This is a genomic window from Streptomyces sp. NBC_00820 (assembly GCF_036347055.1).
Lineage (GTDB): Bacteria > Actinomycetota > Actinomycetes > Streptomycetales > Streptomycetaceae > Streptomyces.
Genome location: NZ_CP108882.1, coordinates 2,983,465 through 3,001,366 on the forward strand (window position 1 = coordinate 2,983,465; position 17,902 = coordinate 3,001,366).

The following is a 17,902-nucleotide window of genomic DNA, read 5'->3' on the forward strand; positions in this document are numbered from 1 at the left end:
CCACGTGAGACACGTGAGCCACATGAGAGGGGAGGGAGCCCGGAAACGGGCTCCCTCCCCTCTCGCACGTCCCGGGCGCCGCGACCCTGGCCCCCGTCGGCCGGCGCCGGAATCCGGGCATGGGGCACGGCAAGGGGCACCGCATGGGGCACGGCAAGGGGCACGTTCACGTGGACGCCAGGCACCCGGCATCCTGCATCCGGCCCCCGCGCCTCCAATCCCCCGCGCCCCCCGATCCCCGATCCCCCGCACCCCCGCGAAGTGCGCCACGAGGGTGCGGCCCCGCACGGCTCACACCGCGCTCCGGCCGGACATGACGGTGGGGCGGGCGCCGTTCCCGGCACCCGCCCCACCGTCATGTCATGTCTCGGAAGCGTCAGCGCTTGCCGACGAGCTTCCAGGCGGTGGGCAGCGCGCCCATCGCCAGGGCGGCCTTCACGGCGTCGCCGATGAGGAACGGCACGAGGCCGGCCGCGACGGCCTGGGACGCCGACATGTGCGCGGAGAGGGCCAGGTAGGGGACGCCGACGGCGTAGATGACCGCCTCGCCGAGGACCATCGCGCCGGCCATGCGCAGCGGGGAGCGGTCGGCGCCGCGACGGGCGAGAGCGCCCACGGCGGCGGAGGCCAGCAGCATGCCGAGGATGTAGCCGAAGGACACGCCGGCACCCGAGGTGCCGCCCGCGAACCACGGCACGCCGGCGATGCCGGCCACGGCGTACAGGGCGAGGGAGAGGAAGCCGCGGCGGGCGCCGAGCGTCGTGCCGACGAGCAGCGCGGCGAAGGTCTGACCGGTCACCGGCACCGGGGAGCCGGGCACCTGCACCGACAGCTGGGCCGCGAGGCCGGTGAGGGCGGCGCCGCCGAGCACGAGGGCCACGTCGCGCACGCGGGACGCGGGAAGGAGGTCGGCAAGGACGGCACCGGGGCGGGCGGTGACGGTGGCGGTGCTCATGTGGACTCCGCAAGTGTGGGCACAGGGGGACACGTTGACGCTATACCGGTGCGCGCACGCTGATCACCGTCAGCGATCGACAAAGGCGGAGACGACGGCTTGGTCGGCTTCATACAAAGATCCCTGGTCACACCGGGCGGGAAGTGATACCCGTCACTGCGGACGGGAGGCCTCCCGCACGTCGGCGCGGCGGGCGCGTGACTGTAGGTACCCTCCAAACAGGCCTTGCGCCCCGTTCCTCGGCCGCCCCTGCCCGTCTACCGCACTGGACCAGCCGCGCCCATGCCCAGCACCACCGCTCCCGTCGAGACTCCCCGGCAGCAACGGGAGGGCACCGCCCTCTCCTCCGGCCTCAAACAGCGCCACCTGTCGATGATGGCCCTGGCCGGCGTGATCGGCGCGGGCCTGTTCGTCGGCTCCGGCGCGGGTATCGCCGCCGCCGGCCCCTCGATCGTCCTCGCCTACACCCTCTCCGGCCTCCTCGTGATGCTCGTGATGCGGATGCTCGGCGAGATGTCGGCGGCCTATCCGTCGTCGGGTTCCTTCTCCGCGCACGCCGGACGGGCGATCGGTCCGTGGGCCGGCTTCGCCACCGGCTGGTCCTTCTGGATCCTGCAGTGCACCGTGGTCGGCCTGGAGGGCATCGGCGCCGCGCACATCGTCACCGGCTGGCTGCCCGGCACCCCGCAGTGGATGTGGGTGGCCCTCTTCATGGCCGTCTTCTGCGGCACGAACCTGGCCGCCGTGAAGAACTTCGGCGAGTTCGAGTTCTGGTTCGCCGCGCTGAAGGTGGGCGCGATCGTGCTCTTCCTGGCCCTGGGCGCGCTGGCCATCGCCGGTGTCCTGCCGGGCACGGACGCGCCCGGCGCGTCGAACCTGACCGACTTCCTGCCCCACGGCGGCCAGGGCCTGGTGATCGGCATACTCGCCTCGGTGTTCGCGTACGGCGGCCTGGAGACGGTCACCATCGCGGCGGCGGAGTCGGAGAACCCGGCACAGGCCGTGGCGAAGGCCGCCCGCACCGCGATGTGGCGCATCGCGCTGTTCTACATCGGTTCGATGGCGGTCGTCGTCACGCTCGTCCCGTGGAACTCCGAGGAGGTCGTCGAGAAGGGCCCGTACGTCGCCACCCTCGACCACCTGGGCATCCCCGGTGCCGGTCAGCTCATGAACGTGGTGGTGCTGGCGGCCCTGCTGTCGGCGATGAACGCCAACATCTACGGCGGCTCGCGCGTCGCGTACTCCCTGGTCGAGCGCGGTCAGGGACCGAAGGCACTGGGCCGGGTGACCGGAGGCGTCCCGCGCACCGCGGTCCTCGTCTCCTCCGCCGTCGGCTTCTGCTGCGTGCTGCTCAGCTACTGGCGGCCGAAGGACATCTTCCCCTGGCTGCTGAACGTGATCGGCGCGGTCACCCTCGTCATCTGGATCGTGATCGCGGTCTCCCAGCTGGTGCTGCGCCGCCGCCTGGAGCGGGAGGAGCCCGAGCGGCTGGTCGTACGGATGTGGGCGTTCCCGGTCCTCACCTGGGTGGCGCTGGCCGGCATGGCCGCGGTCTTCGTCCTGATGGCCCGCCAGCCGGACACCCGCGTGCAGCTGTACTCGAGCGGCGCGACGACCCTGTTCCTGGCCGTCGTCGGATACCTCTGGCAGCGGGCACGTGCCCGGCGCTGACCCGCGCCACCCCCGCTCGACACGAAGGCCCCCACGGACGACACGTGGGGGCCTTCCCTCATGCGCAGGGCACGTTGAGGGAGAGCAGCGCGGTCTGTTCCCCGGTGATCCTGATCTCGGTGACGGCCGCGTTGGCCAGGCGTGGCAGGACACGGCGGTACTCGGCGAGCGGGATGTGCAGGAGGGAGCAGAGGGTCAGGCGCAGGAGGGTGTTGTGGGCGACGACCAGAACCCGCTCTCCGGGGTGCGCGGCGGCGATCCGGCGCAGGGCGGCCGTCCCCCGCCGGGCCGCCGCCGTGGGGTCCTCGGCGCCGGGGAAGGGGTGGGCCACCGGGTCGGCGCGGAAGGCCTCCGCCGCCTGCGGGTGCTCCGCCCCGAACTCGGCGAGGGTGCGGCCCTCCACCACCCCGAAGTCGCATTCCCGCAGGTCGTTTTCGCGGTGCGGGGTGAGGTCCAGGGCGCGGCAGGCGGGCTCGGCGGTGATGACCGCCCGTGACACCGGCGAGGTCCAGATCGCGTCCACGGGGTGGGCGGCCACCCAGCGGCCGAGCGCCTCGGCCTGGGTGCGCCCGGTGTCGGTGAGGGCGACATCGCTCACCCCCGCGTACCGGTTCTCGGCATGCCAGACGGTCTGGCCGTGACGGGCGAGCAGGAGCGTGGTCGGCTTGGCCATGGGGGCAGTATCCCGGGTTCCGGGTCCTGGCGGGCCGGAGTCGCCCGCGTGAGCCGGTACCGACCGCGTGGACCGGTGCCACCCACGTGAGCCGGTATCGCCCGCGTCGGGCGTGCGGGGTCGCGTCGGGCGTGCGGGGGTCGCGTCGGGCGTGCGGGGTCGCGTGGGGCGTGCGGGGGCCCGGGGGCGAGCCGGCCGTACCCGCTGCCCGGCCCCGCCCGGAGCCTCAGTCCGGCTCCCCCTGCCGGAGCCGGTCCCGTGCGTGTGCCGCCACCGGGCCCGGCAGCCACCCCCGGGACTCCAGCTCCCCCACCAGCCGGGCGTACGGCTCGGCGAAGCGGGCCGTGCGGGTGGGGCGGGGTTCGACGGTCGTGCCCGGGCCGGTCATCGCGCGGGCCGCGGCGGCCAGCGTGGGCGCGGCGCCGGTGCCGTGCGCGGCCAGGACCGCCATGCCCAGGGCGGGTTCCGTCTGCCGGGGCACTCTGACCGGGCGGCCGAGGACGTCGGCGCGAAGCTGGGTCCAGTAGGGGCTGCGGGCCGCGCCGCCGGTGAAGGTGAGGGGGCCGTCGAGAGGGGCGCCGAGGTGGTGGAGGTAGTCCAGGCAGAGGCGTTCGGTGAAAGCGACGCCCTGGAGGAGGGCCGCCCAGAGGTCGGCGTCCGAGGCCGGGTCGCCGAGGAGCAGGGAGGTCGCCTGCGGGGCGCGGAAGGGGAAGCGTTCGCCCGGTGAGACCAGGGGGTAGGCGATCGCGCCCGAGGGCTCGAAGGCGGCGGCCGCGGCGTCCAGCGCGGCCGCGTCGGCTCCCGGGAAGCGGGCCGTGAGGACTCCGGCGCCCACGCTGGAGGCGCCGCCGGGCAGCCAGGTGCCGTCCGGGGCACGGTGGTTGTAGACCACGCCGGCCGGATCGCGTACCGGCTCGGCGGCGGCACCCTTCAGCACCAGGGTCGTCCCGAGGACGGAGTTCCAGGCGCCCTCGCGCAGCGCCCCGGAGGCGATCTGGGCCGCGCAGCCGTCCGTCATGCCCGCGATGACGGGGGTGCCCGCGGGGATGCCGGTGGCGTCGGCGGCGGCCGGGCAGACCTCGCCGAGCCGGGTGCCGGGGCGGACGACGTCCGGGAGGGTGCCCTCGGGAAGCCCGGTGAGGCCGGGCCAGCGGTCGCGCTCGACGTCGTACGCCGTCTTCAGGGCGTGGCTGGAGTCGGCGGGCACGGGCCGGCCGACGAGCCGGGCGTTGATCACGTCGGGCTGGTGCAGGAGGCGGCCGGGGCCGTGGTGGTCGGTGAGCCAGCGCGCCTTGGGCAGCGCCCAGCTGTCCTGCACCTCGACTCCGGCCGCGCGCAGGCCCGCCGCCTCGGCCGCCGCCCGGCCGTCGTCGTACATGAGCGCGGGGGTCGTCGGCCGGCCGGAGGCGTCGGCGAGCAGGACCGTCCCGGAGGTCCCGCACACCGCGAGGCCGCCCACCCGCGCCCGCGTGTCCCGCAGCGCGCCCCGGCAGGCCACGCACACCGCCTCCCACCACTCCCCCGGGTCCTGTTCGTGCCGCGCGCCCTCCCGCCGGTCGCGCCGCAGGGGTGCCGAGCCGCTGCCCACGACAGTCCCGTCGGCCGTCACGAGCAGGGCGCGCACCCCCTGGGTGCCGAGGTCGATCCCGAGCCACGCCAACGCCATCACGCCTCCCGCACTTCGCGACCGGCCATGTGAACTTCCCACGCTCCTCCGAGATTTTCCCCTGATTTCCCCGTGCGCAAGGGATTGACGGCCAACCTTCGCCGTTCCACCCTCTGTTGTCGAGTCGCTTCATCGTGTTAACCCCGCCCGGCCCCACCGCCCCACCGGAGGTCACGGATGGACAGGCACGTGCACGACCGCCGGCGCTTCCTCACCCTCGCCGGCTCCCTCGCCGCCGCCACCGCGACGGCCCCGCTGCTGTCCGCCTGCGGTACCGGATTCGGCGGCAACGACGCGGACAAGGACGGCGGTTCGGCCGCGGACGACGTCACCGGCTCCTTCGGCTGGAAACGGGAGAAGGGCAAGACCGTCAAGGCGCTGCTCAACAAGCACCCCTACACGGACGCGTTGATCGCCGACCTGAAGTCCTTCACCGAGAAGACCGGCATCGAGGTCCAGTACGACGTCTTCCCCGAGGACAACTACTTCGACAAGCTCACCGTCGACCTGTCCAGCGGGCGCGCCTCCTACGACGTCTTCATGCTCGGCGCCTACATGGTGTGGCAGTACGGGCCACCGGGCTGGCTGGAGGACCTCGGTCCCTGGATGCGCAACTCGGCGGCCACCGGCGCCGAATGGGACCAGGCCGACTTCTTCCCGAACCTCCTGCGGGCCGACCAGTGGTCGCTGAAGGCCGGGGCTCCCCTCGGACAGGGCGGGCAGTACGCGCTGCCGTGGGGGTGGGAGACCAACGTGGTCGCCTACAACACCGAGGTGTTCCGGAAGCTGGGACTCAAACCGGCCGACTCCTTCGACGAGTTGCGCGAGCTGGCGGGCGCGATCAAGAAGCGGGCGCCCGGGGCCGGCTATGACGGCATGTACGGGATCGCCGTACGGGGGTCGCGGAGCTGGGCCACCATCCACCCCGGGTTCATGACGATGTACGCCCGCAACGGGCTGCGCGACTTCACGGTCACGGACGGAAAGCTCACCCCCGCGATGAACACCCCGGAGGCCGTCGCCTTCACCGAGGACTGGGCCCAGATGGTGAAGCAGGGCGGGCCGCCGTCCTGGACGTCGTACTCCTGGTACCAGTGCTCCAGCGATCTCGGCGCGAAGAAGGCCGGGATGCTCTTCGACGCGGACACGGCCGCCTACTTCCAGGCCGTGAAGGGGGCGAGCCCGGCCTCCGGGAAGATCGCCTTCCATCCGGGGCCGAAGGGGCCGGACGGCTCGCTGGCCACCAACATGTGGATCTGGTCGCTCGGCATGAACGCCAGGAGCCGTCGCAAGAGCGCCAGTTGGCTGTTCCTGCAGTGGGCCACGGGCAAGGAGCACCTGCGCAGGGCCGCGCTGACCGGCGACCACATCGACCCGGTGCGCAGGTCGATCAGCCAGGACGCGGCGTACAAGGACAAGATGGGGCACCTGCCGGGCTTCATCGAGACCTTCGAGACGGTCGTGGACCAGACGAAGATCCAGTTCACCCCGCAGGCCCAGTTCTTCGACGCCACCACCAGCTGGGCGGCCGCCCTCCAGGAGATCTACGGCGGCGCGGGCGCGCGGTCGGTGCTGGACAAGCTGGCGGACGGCCTGAAGTCCAGGGTGGGGTGAGGGGCGATGAGCCGGCGGACCGCCCTGCGGCCGTACCTCCTCGTCGTCCCGGCGCTGCTGCTGACCTGCGGGATCCTCTACCCGTTCGGACTCGGCCTGTACTACACGCTGTTCGACTTCTCGGCGAGCAAGCCGCGGCCGGACATGGTCGGCCTGCACAACTACGCGACCGTGTTCACCGAGGACGCGTTCTGGAACTCGGCCTGGGTGACGGTGCTGTACGCCGTCGGCGCGGCCGGCGTCGAGACCGTGCTCGGCGTGTCGGTCGCCCTGCTGCTGCACCGTTCCTCGCTGCTGGGGCGGGTGCTGGAGAAGATCCTGATCCTGCCGCTGATGATCGCGCCGGTGATCGCCGCGATCATGTGGAAGCTGATGCTCCAGCCGTCGGTCGGGGTGGTGAACCACCTGCTGAAGCCCTTCGGGCTCGGCGGGGTGCAGTGGACGGACACCCCGACGGGTGCCCTGTTGTCGTCGATCGCCGTGGACGTCTGGGTCTACACCCCGTTCGTGGCGATTCTGGCGCTGGCCGGTCTGCGGTCGCTGCCCGCCTCCCCGTTCGAGGCGGCGGCCGTGGACGGCGCCGGCCGCTGGTACACCTTCCGGCGGCTGACCCTGCCGATGCTGTGGCCGTACGTGCTGGTCGCGGTGATCTTCCGGTTCATGGACTCGCTGAAGGTGTTCGACATCATCTACGCCCTGACCGAGGGCGGTCCCGGCGACTCGACGGTGGTGCTGCAGATCCGCGCCTACCTGGAGGCGATCCGCTTCCAGCGGTACTCCTTCGGGATCAGCTACACGATCGTGCTGTGGGCCGTGGTGTACCTGGCGGCGATGGTCCTCGTCCGGTATCTGGGGCGGATCCAGCGGAAGGCGGCCGAGGCCAGGTGACCCGTCGTGAGCGCCGCCGGGCGGCGTACCGGACACGGCTGCCGGGGTGGCTGGCCGACGCCGCACTGCTGCTCTACTTCGTCTTCGCGCTGTTCCCGGTCGCCTGGATGGTGATCCTCTCCCTGAAACCCGCCGACCAGCTCTTCAGCACCTACTTCTCCTTCACCCCGACCCTGGACGGCTACCGGACCGTGCTGGGCGGCGACGAGGGCATCCCGTTCACGCGGTTCTTCGTCAACAGCCTGGTGGTGTCGGTCGGCGCGGTCGCGCTGTCGCTGGTGGTCGGGCTGCCGGCGGCGTACGCCTCGGCGCGCTGGCGGTTCCGGGGCTCGGAGAACCTGATGTTCACGCTGCTGTCGTTCCGGTTCGCGCCCGAACTCACCGTGATCATCCCGCTGTTCGTGCTCTACCAGAAGCTCGGCCTGTTCGACACCTACGTCGGCATGGTGTGGGTGCTGCAACTGGTCACGCTGCCGCTGGTGGTGTGGATCATGCGGTCGTACTTCGCCGATCTCACCCCGGAGCTGGAGCAGGCGGCCCTGCTGGACGGCTACTCCCGCAAGCAGGCCTTCTTCAAGGTGGCGCTGCCGCTGGTGCGGCCCGGCATCGCGGCCGTGTCGCTGCTGGCATTCATCTTCGCCTGGAACAACTTCGTCTTCCCGCTCATCCTCACCTCCAGTTCCGCGCAGACGGTGACCGTCGGCGCGCTGTCCTTCCTCGGCGGCGACCGGCCCAAGTACAACCTCACGGCCGCGGCCGCGCTCGTCTCCGTCGTACCGCCGCTGCTGCTCGCACTGACCATCCAGCGGTATCTGGTGCGGGGACTGTCCTTCGGGGCGGTGAAGTCATGAGCATCGCGCTGCGGGACGTGACCAAGGCGTTCGGCCGGACCACCGCCCTCGACGGGCTCGGACTCCAGGTGGCGGAGGGCGAGTTCTTCTGTCTGCTCGGGCCGTCCGGCGCGGGCAAGACGACCACGCTGAAGACGGTCGCCGGTCTGGTGCGGCCCGACTCCGGCAGCGTCGAGATCGACGGCCGGGACATGCGGGACGTGGAGCCGTACGACCGCGGTGTCGCCATGTGCTTCGAGAGCTACGCTCTCTATCCGCACCGCTCGGTGTACGACAACCTGGTCTCGCCGCTGCGCTCCCCGCGCCACCGGCTGCCCGCCGCCGAGGCCCGGGAGCGGGTGGGGACCATCGCCGAGCTGCTCGGCATCGGCGCGCTCCTTGACCGGTCCGTGGGCCAGTTGTCCAACGGGCAGCGGCAGCGGGTCGCGCTCGGCCGGGTGCTGGTCCGGCCTGCCCGTGCCTTCCTGCTCGACGAGCCCCTCTCCCACCTCGACGCCAAGCTGCGTCAGCAGATGCGGGCCGAGCTGAAGGCGATCGGGGCGGTGCGGCGGACCACCACGCTGTACGTCACCCACGACGCGGTGGAGGCGCTGGCCCTCGGGGACCGGATCGGGGTGATCCGGGACGGGCGGATCGTGCAGACCGGCACCCGGGAGGACATCTGGTACCGGCCCCACGACACCGAGGTCGCGCGTGCCTTCGGGCGGCCCCGGATCAATCTGCTGCCGGGGACGGTGGTGGACGCGGACGCGTCCCGGCCGGGATCACGGCAGGGCTCACGGCCGGACTCACGGCAGGGCTTCCCGTCGGCCTTCCCGTCGGTCTTCCGCACGGCGGACGGCGCCGTCGAGCTGCCGCTGCCGGTGCGGGTGCCGGTCGGTACCGAGGTCCTGATCGGCGTACGCCCCCGGGACGTCTCGCTGACCGGCGACGGGTACCGGCTCGCGGGGACCGTCTACGTCACCGAGGTGCTCGGCCGCTCCGTCGAGGTGACCGTGCGCGTCGGCGGCCATCACCTGTCGCTCGTCGCGTCCCGGAGCGAGGCGGCCGGGCTGCGTCCCGACGACCCGGTCAGCCCGGCCGTACGGCCGGAGAACCTGCTGGTGTTCGAGGCGGACCGGCCGGGCCGCCCGGGCCTGCGGACGGGGACGGGGACGGGGACGGGGACGGGGAAACCATGACCGGTGGCGGCGCGCACGTGCAGCAGGGGCCCGCGGCCCGGCAGGCCGCCCTGGCCGAACGGGTCCTCGCCGAGGGCTCGGCCACCGCGGCCGACCTGGCCGAGCGGTTCGGGGTGAGCCTGATGACGATCCACCGTGACCTGGACGAGCTCGAACGGCAGGGCGTCGTGAGGAAGTTCCGGGGCGGGGTGACGGCGCAGCCGTCCGGGGTGTTCGAGTCGAACGTGCAGTACCGGCTGAAGAGCATGCTCCCGCAGAAGGCCGCGCTCGCCGAGCGGGCGCTGAAGTCCGTCGAGCCCGGTATGGCGATCCTCCTCGACGACTCCACCACCGCCCTGGAGATAGCCCGCCGGCTCCGCCTCGGCGCGATCACTCCGCTCACGGTGGTCACCAACTTCCTGGAGGCGGTCAACCTCCTCGCCGGCCGGCGCGGCATCCGGCTGATGGCGCTCGGCGGCGACTACGATCCGCTGCACTCCTCCTTCCTCGGGGTGTCGTGCGTGGAGGCGGTACAGCGGCTGCGGGTGGACGTGTGCTTCACGTCGACGTCGGCCGTGCGCGGCGGCTACGCCTACCACCAGGAGCAGCACATCGTCTCCGTGAAGCGGGCGATGCTCGACTCCGCGGAGCGCAACGTGCTGCTGGTGGACCACACCAAGCTGAGCCGGTCCGCCCTGCACCAAGTGGCCCCGCTCTCGCGCTTCGACCTGCTGCTGGTGGACGACGGGGCGTCCCCCGGGGAACTGCGCGGCCTGGAGGAGCACAAGGCGTGCTACGAGGTGTGCGCCACGGAGCCGGGGGGAGGGCGATGACCGCGCTGGAACTGCGTGAGCTGCGCAAGACCTACCGTTCGCGGGGCCGTCCGGCGGTGGAGGCGGTCCGGGGTCTGGACCTGAGCCTGGAGCCGGGCGAACTCCTCGGGCTGCTGGGGCCGTCCGGCTGCGGGAAGTCCACCACGCTGCGGATGATCGCGGGCCTGGAGACGGTGACCGGCGGGGACATCCTGGTCGGCGGTGCCTCGGTGGTGGGGCAGCCCGCGCGGCGGCGGAACATGGGGGTCGCCTTCGAGAACTACGCGCTGTACCCGCCGCTGACGGTCGCGGAGAACCTGGCCTTCGGGCTGAGGGCGCGGCGCGCGAGCGCCCGGGGCGACGTGCGCCGCAAGGTCGCCGGCATCGCCGAGCGGGTCGGCCTCACCGACGTCCTCGACGCCCGCCCGGCCGGACTGTCCAGCGGGCAGAAGCAGCGGGTGTCCCTGGCCCGCGCGCTGATCCGCGAGCCGGACGTCCTCCTCCTGGACGAGCCGCTGTCCCATCTGGACGCCGCCCAGCGCGACACCACGCGGCGCGAACTCAAGCGCATCCAGCGCGACCTGGGCCACACCACGATCCTGGTCACCCACGACCAGGAGGAGGCCCTCTCCCTCGCCGACCGGATCGCCGTCATGCGCGACGGTGTGATCGAGCAGCTCGGCACTCCCTACGAGATCTACGACAGCCCGGCCACCGCCTTCGTGGCGGACTTCGTCGGGGAGCCCGCGATCAACCTGCTGCCCGGCACCGCCACCGCCGACGGCCACGCCCGCCTCTCCGCCGGGGTGCGGATCGCGCTGCCGGTTCCGGTGGCCGAGGGACGCCCGGTGCTGGTCGGCATCCGTCCCGAGGACCTGGCCCTCGCCGGGGCCGACGGCATCCCGGCCCGGGTGGTGGCCCACGAGCCCCTGCTGGAGTGGGGCATCGCCACGCTGGCCCTCGACGGGGTCGAAGGGCCGCTGGTGGCCCTCACCGGGCCCGAGGTCCGCCTCGCGCACGACGAGCACGTCCGGGTGGCGGCCGGACTCACCCATGTCTTCGACGCCGAGACGGGAGCCTCCCTGCGATGACCCCGACCCCGATCAACCCGATGAACTCCACGGACCCGGACTCCACGGACCCGGACTCCGCGCAGTCGACGAACCCCACGCATTCGGCGACCCCGTCGGCCTCCGGGGACCGCGTACGAGTCGTGGCCGCCGGCGACCACTTCGTGCTGCCCTCCCTGATCGGGGAGGCGGTGGAGCACGAGGTGCCGGGCGCCTGCGCGGTGGACGAGCTGACGCTCGGCTGGCCCCTCGAACCCTTCGGCACGGTCGGCGAGGTGAGCGAGGCGAGCGACGCCGAGGAGGAGCTGATCGAGGCCCTGGCCGGGGCCCGGGTGCTGGTCACGCAGATGGGCCCGGTCACCGAACGCGTCCTCGCCGCGTGCCCGGAGCTGCGGCTGGTCGTGGTCTGCCGGGGCGGCCCGGTCAACGTCAACCTGGAGGCGGCCGAGCGGCACGGCGTCCGCGTGTGCTTCGCGCCCGGCCGCAACGCCACCGCCACCGCCGAGTTCACCGTCGGCCTACTGCTGGCCGCCCTGCGCCGCATCCCGCAGGCGCACGAACTCCTGGTCCGCCAGGGCAGTTGGGCCGGTTCGGCCTACTACACCTACGACCGCGCCGGCCTCGAACTGGAGGACCTGCCCATCGGCCTGATCGGGTACGGGGCGGTCGGCAGCCGGGTGGCGCGGGTGCTGTGCGCCTTCGGGGCGCGGGTGATGGTGTACGACCCCTACGCGCGCGGGGAGGTGCACGGGCTGCGGGTGTCCTCGCTGGACGAACTCCTCGGCCGTTCCCGGGTGGTCACGCTGCACGCCCGGCTGACCGCCGAGACGCGCGGCCTGATCGGCAAGCGTGAACTGGCGCTGCTGCCGCCCGGCGCGGTGGTGGTCAACGCGGCCCGGGGCCCGCTGCTGGACGAGGCCGCGCTGTGCGACGCGCTGGAGAACGGGCACCTGTCGGCGGCGGCCCTGGACACCTACGCGGACGAACCGCTCCCGGCGGACTCCCGGCTGCGCGCGCTGGCCGACCGGGTCGTCCTCACCCCGCATCTGGGCGGGGCCAGCCGTGAGGTGGCGCGGAAGGCCGCGCGGATCGCGGCCGCCGAGGTGGGGCGCTGGGTGCGCGGAGAGCCGCTCGCGCACTGTCTGACGTGAGCTGTCGGCGTGAGCTGTCTGACGTGAACTGTCCGGCGTGAGCTGGGACGCATGAGCTGGGCGGCGTGAGCTGGGCGGCACGGAGCCGGGCCGCGTGAGCTGTCCGGCACGGAGCTGGGACGCGTGAGCTGGGACGCATGAGCTGGGACGCATGAGCTGGGACGCATGAGCTGTCCGGCATGGAGCCGGGCATGAACTGGGGGGTGTGATGTTCGTCGGGATCGATGTCGGCACGTCCACGGTGAAGGCGGCCGCCTTCGACGCCACCGGGCGCGAACTCGCCGTGGAGGCGCGGCCGGTGGGCCTCGACCTGCGCGACGGGGTCGTGGAGCAGGACATGGAGGAGGTGTACGCGGCCGTCCTCGCCGTGCTGGGGGCGCTGACCGCGCGGGTGTCCGAGCCGGTGGAGCTGGCCGGGCTGACCGGGCAGGGCGACGGGGTGTGGCTGGTGGACGCGGCGGGGCGCCCGGTACGGCCGGCGGCCTCCTGGATGGACGGCCGGGCCCATGACCTGGTGGACGGGTGGCTGGCGGACGGCACGTTCGAGACCGTCTTCCGGCGCACCGGCGGCGCGATGTTCCCGGGCTCTCCCGGCCCGCTGCTGGCCTGGCTGGACCGGCACGAGCCGAAGTCCCTTGACGCGGCGGCCGCGGCGGTCTACTGCAAGGACATGGTCTTCCAGCGGCTGACCGGCGGGGAGAGGGCGGTGACGGACGTGTCGGACGCCTCGATGCCGTTCCTGGACCCGCGCACTCGGACGTACGACAACGGGGTCGTGGAGCTCCTCGGCCTGACCCGCCGCCGGGGCCTGCTCGCCCCGGTCAGCGACCCGGTGGCGACGGGCGAAGTGGCCGGTGGCACTGCCGGCGGGGCCGCCGCCGCGGGGCCGGCCCCGGGTCCGGAGCCGGAGTCGGAGTCGGGGCTGCCGCCCGGGACCCGGCTGGCGAACGGCCCGTACGACCTGCCCGCCTGCGCGCTCGGCGCGGGGGTCACCGAGCCCGGCGACGGCCTGCTGATCGTCGGGACCTGTCTGGCGAGTCTGGTCGCCACCACCGAGCTGGACCTCGGCGGCGAACCGGCGGGGCTGTTCATCTCCACCGACCGGCCGGGCCACTGGCTGCGCGCGATGCCCGCGATGGTCGGCACGGCGGCCCTGGACTGGGTGCTGGGGACCACCGGTGTCCGGCACCAGGAGGTCGACGGCCTGCTGGCCGCGACACCGCCCGGCGCCCACGGGGTGCGGGTGCTGCCGTACTTCGCGCCCTCGGGCGAGCGGGCCCCGTTCGTGGAGCCCCGGCTGCGGGCCGAACTGACCGGGGTGTCCCTGGAGTCGACGCCGGCCGACCTGATCCGCGCCACCTGCGAGGGCATCGGCTACGCGGCCCGGCACTGCCTGGCGGCGGCGGGCCTGACCGGGACGCTCGCGGTGTGCGGCGGCGGCACCCGCAGCCCCGCCTGGATGCGGCTGCTGGCCGACGTGCTGGGCCGCCCGCTGCGGGTGGTCGAGGGCGAGGTCGGCGCCCGGGGCGCGGTGCTCGCGGCGGCCGAGCGGTACGGCGTCGCGCTGGACACGGCGGCCTGGACCGAGCCGACGCTGGTCGTGGAGCCGGACGCGGAACGGGCGGCGTACTACGCGAAGGGGTACGAGGAGCACCTGCGACGGCTGGCCGAGGCACGGGACCGGGCCCGGCGCTGAGCGGCGCCGGGCCCGGAGGGCTTCCCCCGGACCCGGGCCCCGGGCAGCGGGAGGTGCGGCTCGCCGGGAGAGGCGTCTTACAGGTTGCTGAAGTCCGGGCCCTGGGTGCGGGTCCGCTTGATCTCGTAGAAACCCGGCACGGAGGCGACCGCCAGGGTGCCGTCCCACAGGCGGGCCGCCGCCTCGCCCTTGGGGGCGGGGGTGACGACGGGGCCGAAGAAGGCGATCTGCTCGCCGTCGGGGCCGGGGACCGCGATGACCGGGGTGCCGACCTCCTGGCCGACCTTCTCGATGCCCTCCTTGTGGGAGGCGCGCAGCTCGGCGTCGAACTCGAAGTCCTTCTGCTCGGCGTACTCGATCAGCTCGGCGGGCAGGCCCACGTCCGCGAGCGCACCGGCGATCGCCTCCAGCGTGGGGCCCTCGCCGTCGTTGTGGATGCGGGTGCCGAGGGCGGTGTAGAGCGGGCCGAGGACGTCCTCGCCGTGCTTCTGCCAGGCGGCGGTGGCCACGCGGACCGGCTGCCAGGCCTTGGTGGCGAGCATCTCCCGGTACTCCTCGGGCAGCTGGTCGATCTTGTCCTCGTTGAGGACGGCGAGGCTCATGATGTGCCAGCGGACCTCGATGTCGCGGACCTTCTCCACCTCCAGCACCCAGCGGGAGGTCATCCAGGCCCAGGGGCACAGCGGGTCGAACCAGAAGTCCACAGGGGTCTTGCCGGGCTGGGTCGCGGTCTCGGGCATGTCTCTCCTCGGAAAGAGTCGTTTGAAAGGGCAACATTCGGCCGCGCACCCCCATTCCCGGTACCGGCCCGGAATCCCTGATGTGTCATGTCAGGGGCGCATGGCAGGATCGGTCCTGTTCCGAAGGTTTTGAGGCGTCCAAGCGACCACGAGGGAGTGCCGCCCGTGCCCGGTGAGAATCTGTCCCGCGACGAGGCCCGGGAGCGGGCCGCCCTGCTGTCCGTCGACGGGTACGACGTGGCGCTCGACCTGCGCTCCGCCGTCGGCGACGGGAACGGGGACGGGGGTCCGCGTACGTTCCGCTCGGTGACCACGATCAGGTTCCGCTGCGCGGAGCCGGGCGCGTCGAGCTTCGCCGACCTGATCGCGCCGGGCGTCACCGCCGTCACGCTGAACGGCAGGGACCTCGACCCCGGCCAGGTCTTCGACGGCACCCGGATCCTGCTGGAGGACCTGGCCGCCGAGAACGAGCTGACCGTCGACGCGAGTTGCGCCTACTCCCGCACCGGCGAGGGCATGCACCGCTTCGCCGACCCCGAGGACGGCGAGGTCTACCTCTACACCCAGTACGAGCCGGCCGACGCCCGCCGCGTCTTCGCCAACTTCGAGCAGCCGGACCTGAAGGCGCCGTACCGCTTCGAGGTGCGGGCGCCCGAGGGCTGGACGGTGTGGAGCAACGGCGCCGGTGAACTCGTCGACGGGGTCTGGAAGTTCGCCGAGACGAAGCCGATCTCGACGTACATCACCTGTGTGGTGGCGGGGCCGTACCACTACGTGACCGACACCTACGAGCGCGTCTTCGACGACGGGACGAAGCTGGAGATCCCGCTCGGCGCGATGTGCCGCAAGGGTCTTGCGCCCTACTTCGACGCGGACGACGTCTTCCTGGTCACCAAGCAGGGCTTCGACTTCTTCCACGACCACTTCGACTACCCGTACCCGTTCGGGAAGTACGACCAGGCGTTCGTGCCCGAGTACAACCTCGGCGCGATGGAGAACCCGGGCCTGGTGACCTTCCGCGAGGAGTACATCTTCCGCGGGAAGGTGACGCAGGCGTCGTACGAGGCGCGGGCGAACGTCATCCTGCACGAGATGGCGCACATGTGGTTCGGCGACCTGGTCACCATGGAGTGGTGGGACGACCTGTGGCTGAAGGAGTCCTTCGCGGACTTCATGGGCACGTTCGCGAACGTGGGCGCGACCCGCTTCGAGGACGCCTGGATCACCTTCGCCAACCGGCGCAAGGCGTGGGCCTACCGCGCGGACCAGTTGCCCTCCACGCACCCCGTCACGGCTGACATCCGCGACCTCCAGGACGCCAAGCTCAACTTCGACGGCATCACGTACGCCAAGGGCGCCTCGGTGCTGAAGCAGCTGGTGGCGTACGTCGGCCAGGACGCGTTCCTGGAGGGCGCCCGCCGCTACTTCAAGCGCAACGCGTACGGCAACACGCGCCTGGGCGACCTGCTTTCGGCGCTGGCGGAGACCAGCGGCCGAGACATGACGGCATGGTCCCGCTCCTGGCTGCAGACGGCGGGCGTCAACTCCCTGACCCCGCAGGTGCTGCTGGACGCCGACGGACGGGTAGCGGAGCTGTCGGTGCTCCAGGAGGCGGCCGAGTCGCATCCGGAGCTGCGTCCGCACCGGGTGCGGGTGGGCCTGTACCGGCTCACCCCCGAGGGGAAGTTGGAGCGGTACTCCTCCAAGGAGTTGGACGTCGACGGTCCCCGCACGGTCGCCCCGTACGCGGCCGGCACCGAGGCCCCCGATCTCGTCCTGGTCAACGACGACGACCTGACGTACTGCAAGATCCGCTTCGACGAGACGTCACTGGCGACCCTGCGGGCGCACCTCGGCGACATCACCGACCCCCTCGCCCGCGCCCTGTGCTGGTCGGCGCTGTGGAACCTGACCCGGGACGGCCTGCTGCCGGCGCGGGACTTCATCGACCTGGTGCTGCGGTTCGCGGGCCGTGAGTCCGACATCGGCGTGCTCCAGATGCTGCACGCCTGGGCGGAGTCGGCGCTGGTGCACTACGCGGCGCCGGACTGGCGGCCGACGGGCGGCGAGGCGCTCTCCGAGGGCGCGCTGCGGGAGCTGCGGGCGGCCGGGCCCGGCAGTGAGCACCAGCTGGCCTGGGCGCGCTTCTTCGCGCGGGTCGCCTCCGGTGCGGGGGACCTCGCGCTGCTGAGCGGCCTGCTCGACGGCACGGAGACCGTGGAGGGCCTTGAGGTGGACCAGGAGCTGCGCTGGGCGTTCCTGGAGCCGCTGGCCGCCCACGGCGAGGCCGACGAGGCGGTCCTGGCGGCCGAACTGGCCCGCGACGACACGGCGTCCGGCAAGCGCCACCAGGTCCGCTGCCTCGCCGCCCGCCCCTCCGCCGCGGTCAAGGCGCAGGCGTGGGCGCAGGTCGTGGAGTCCGACGCCCTCTCCAACGCCCTGGTCGAGGCGACGATCGCGGGCTTCGACCGGTCCTCGCAGCGGGAGCTGACGGCTCCGTACGCGCAGAAGTACTTCGCGGCGATCGAGCGGGTGTGGGACGAGCGGTCCATCCAGATCGGCATCGACGTCGTACGGGGTCTGTTCCCCGGTTTCCAGGACCGCCAGGAGACGCTGGACGCGACGGACGCGTGGCTGAGCGCCCACGAGGACGCGGCCCCGGCGCTGCGCCGGCTGGTGCTGGAGGCGCGCGACGACCTGGCGCGGTCGCTGCGGGCGCAGGCGTGTGACGCGGGGGCGGCGAACGGCTGAACCCGCCGATCTCTGGCCTGAGCTTTCCCGCTCGGTGACCGTTACGGAATTCGGTCAATAACAGCCGTAACCCCTGGTCCAACCCATTCGGACCAGGGGTTTTCGGCGCCTACTCGGCATCCGAACACCCGTCCTTTAGTGCCGTCTTGTCCGCATTCCTCGACGGGTGTGTAACAGCGGTTAAAGGTGGGGCGGAGTGCGGGA

14 protein-coding genes are annotated in these 17,902 nt (G+C 72.7%); 10 read left to right on the plus strand and 4 right to left on the minus strand.

All coding sequences use genetic code 11. The annotated features are described in order from the left end of the window. Positions 1–376: 376 nt before the first annotated feature. Positions 377–955 carry a biotin transporter BioY gene (locus OIB37_RS13605; protein WP_330457843.1) on the minus strand — a complete coding sequence of 193 codons (579 nt, stop codon included), beginning with the start codon at positions 953–955 and terminating at the stop codon, positions 377–379. Between the two features lie 282 nt (positions 956–1,237). On the opposite strand from OIB37_RS13605, the gene OIB37_RS13610 reads away from it, so the two are divergent. Beyond that, on the plus strand, positions 1,238–2,626 hold the full coding sequence (locus tag OIB37_RS13610) for an amino acid permease (RefSeq protein WP_330457844.1): 1,389 nt from the start codon (positions 1,238–1,240) through the stop codon (positions 2,624–2,626). 58 nt (positions 2,627–2,684) lie between these two features. Here the strand turns inward: OIB37_RS13610 and OIB37_RS13615 are convergent, their stop codons facing one another. Continuing rightward, positions 2,685–3,299, minus strand: a complete 615-nt coding sequence (locus OIB37_RS13615; protein ID WP_330457845.1) for a histidine phosphatase family protein — start codon at positions 3,297–3,299, stop codon at positions 2,685–2,687. A 226-nt stretch (positions 3,300–3,525) separates the two neighbouring features. Beyond that, complete coding sequence (locus OIB37_RS13620; RefSeq protein ID WP_330457846.1) at positions 3,526–4,965, minus strand: FGGY-family carbohydrate kinase; 1,440 nt, start codon at positions 4,963–4,965, stop codon at positions 3,526–3,528. Positions 4,966–5,142: 177 nt separating this feature from the next. On the opposite strand from OIB37_RS13620, the gene OIB37_RS13625 reads away from it, so the two are divergent. The 8 genes from OIB37_RS13625 (at position 5,143) to OIB37_RS13660 (ending at position 14,207) form a co-directional block, all read left to right on the plus strand. Next, a complete protein-coding gene (locus OIB37_RS13625; RefSeq protein ID WP_330457847.1) occupies positions 5,143–6,579 on the plus strand; it encodes an ABC transporter substrate-binding protein in 1,437 nt (478 codons plus the stop codon). Positions 6,580–6,585: 6 nt separating this feature from the next. Further along, a complete protein-coding gene (locus tag OIB37_RS13630; RefSeq protein WP_330457848.1) occupies positions 6,586–7,467 on the plus strand; it encodes a carbohydrate ABC transporter permease in 882 nt (293 codons plus the stop codon). Then, positions 7,464–8,318, plus strand: a complete 855-nt coding sequence (locus OIB37_RS13635; RefSeq protein WP_330457849.1) for a carbohydrate ABC transporter permease — start codon at positions 7,464–7,466, stop codon at positions 8,316–8,318. The genes OIB37_RS13630 and OIB37_RS13635 overlap by 4 nt, the downstream gene beginning before the upstream one ends. Beyond that, the gene (locus OIB37_RS13640; protein ID WP_330457850.1) at positions 8,315–9,499 is read left to right on the plus strand and encodes an ABC transporter ATP-binding protein; all 1,185 of its coding nucleotides are present in this window, start codon (positions 8,315–8,317) and stop codon (positions 9,497–9,499) included. Before OIB37_RS13635 ends, OIB37_RS13640 begins: the two co-directional genes overlap by 4 nt. Beyond that, positions 9,496–10,311, plus strand: a complete 816-nt coding sequence (locus tag OIB37_RS13645; protein ID WP_330457851.1) for a DeoR/GlpR family DNA-binding transcription regulator — start codon at positions 9,496–9,498, stop codon at positions 10,309–10,311. Before OIB37_RS13640 ends, OIB37_RS13645 begins: the two co-directional genes overlap by 4 nt. Further along, positions 10,308–11,381 (plus strand): ABC transporter ATP-binding protein, encoded by a 1,074-nt coding sequence (locus OIB37_RS13650; protein ID WP_330457852.1) that lies wholly within the window; start codon positions 10,308–10,310, stop codon positions 11,379–11,381. Before OIB37_RS13645 ends, OIB37_RS13650 begins: the two co-directional genes overlap by 4 nt. Next, positions 11,378–12,511, plus strand: coding sequence for a 2-hydroxyacid dehydrogenase (locus OIB37_RS13655; protein WP_330457853.1), 1,134 nt, complete (start codon positions 11,378–11,380; stop codon positions 12,509–12,511). The genes OIB37_RS13650 and OIB37_RS13655 overlap by 4 nt, the downstream gene beginning before the upstream one ends. Positions 12,512–12,719: 208 nt before the next feature. Continuing rightward, positions 12,720–14,207, plus strand: coding sequence for an FGGY-family carbohydrate kinase (locus tag OIB37_RS13660; protein WP_330457854.1), 1,488 nt, complete (start codon positions 12,720–12,722; stop codon positions 14,205–14,207). A gap of 77 nt (positions 14,208–14,284) precedes the next feature. On the opposite strand, the gene OIB37_RS13665 is transcribed toward OIB37_RS13660, so the two are convergent. Beyond that, positions 14,285–14,947 (minus strand): mycothiol-dependent nitroreductase Rv2466c family protein, encoded by a 663-nt coding sequence (locus OIB37_RS13665; RefSeq protein WP_330457855.1) that lies wholly within the window; start codon positions 14,945–14,947, stop codon positions 14,285–14,287. A gap of 165 nt (positions 14,948–15,112) precedes the next feature. Here OIB37_RS13665 and pepN point away from each other — a divergent pair, with 165 nt between their 5' ends. Beyond that, positions 15,113–17,698 carry an aminopeptidase N gene (gene pepN, locus OIB37_RS13670; RefSeq protein WP_330457856.1) on the plus strand — a complete coding sequence of 862 codons (2,586 nt, stop codon included), beginning with the start codon at positions 15,113–15,115 and terminating at the stop codon, positions 17,696–17,698. Positions 17,699–17,902 lie beyond the last annotated feature (204 nt).

Bases quoted from the DNA above. Each gene is read 5' to 3' on its own strand.
- OIB37_RS13605 (WP_330457843.1), bottom strand. From the start codon at position 955: ATGAGCACCGCCACCGTCACCGCCCGCCCCGGTGCCGTCCTTGCCGAC.
- OIB37_RS13610 (WP_330457844.1), top strand. From the start codon at position 1,238: ATGCCCAGCACCACCGCTCCCGTCGAGACTCCCCGGCAGCAACGGGAG.
- OIB37_RS13615 (WP_330457845.1), bottom strand. From the start codon at position 3,299: ATGGCCAAGCCGACCACGCTCCTGCTCGCCCGTCACGGCCAGACCGTC.
- OIB37_RS13620 (WP_330457846.1), bottom strand. From the start codon at position 4,965: ATGGCGTTGGCGTGGCTCGGGATCGACCTCGGCACCCAGGGGGTGCGC.
- OIB37_RS13625 (WP_330457847.1), top strand. From the start codon at position 5,143: ATGGACAGGCACGTGCACGACCGCCGGCGCTTCCTCACCCTCGCCGGC.
- OIB37_RS13630 (WP_330457848.1), top strand. From the start codon at position 6,586: ATGAGCCGGCGGACCGCCCTGCGGCCGTACCTCCTCGTCGTCCCGGCG.
- OIB37_RS13640 (WP_330457850.1), top strand. From the start codon at position 8,315: ATGAGCATCGCGCTGCGGGACGTGACCAAGGCGTTCGGCCGGACCACC.
- OIB37_RS13645 (WP_330457851.1), top strand. From the start codon at position 9,496: ATGACCGGTGGCGGCGCGCACGTGCAGCAGGGGCCCGCGGCCCGGCAG.
- OIB37_RS13650 (WP_330457852.1), top strand. From the start codon at position 10,308: ATGACCGCGCTGGAACTGCGTGAGCTGCGCAAGACCTACCGTTCGCGG.
- OIB37_RS13655 (WP_330457853.1), top strand. From the start codon at position 11,378: ATGACCCCGACCCCGATCAACCCGATGAACTCCACGGACCCGGACTCC.
- OIB37_RS13660 (WP_330457854.1), top strand. From the start codon at position 12,720: ATGTTCGTCGGGATCGATGTCGGCACGTCCACGGTGAAGGCGGCCGCC.
- OIB37_RS13665 (WP_330457855.1), bottom strand. From the start codon at position 14,947: ATGCCCGAGACCGCGACCCAGCCCGGCAAGACCCCTGTGGACTTCTGG.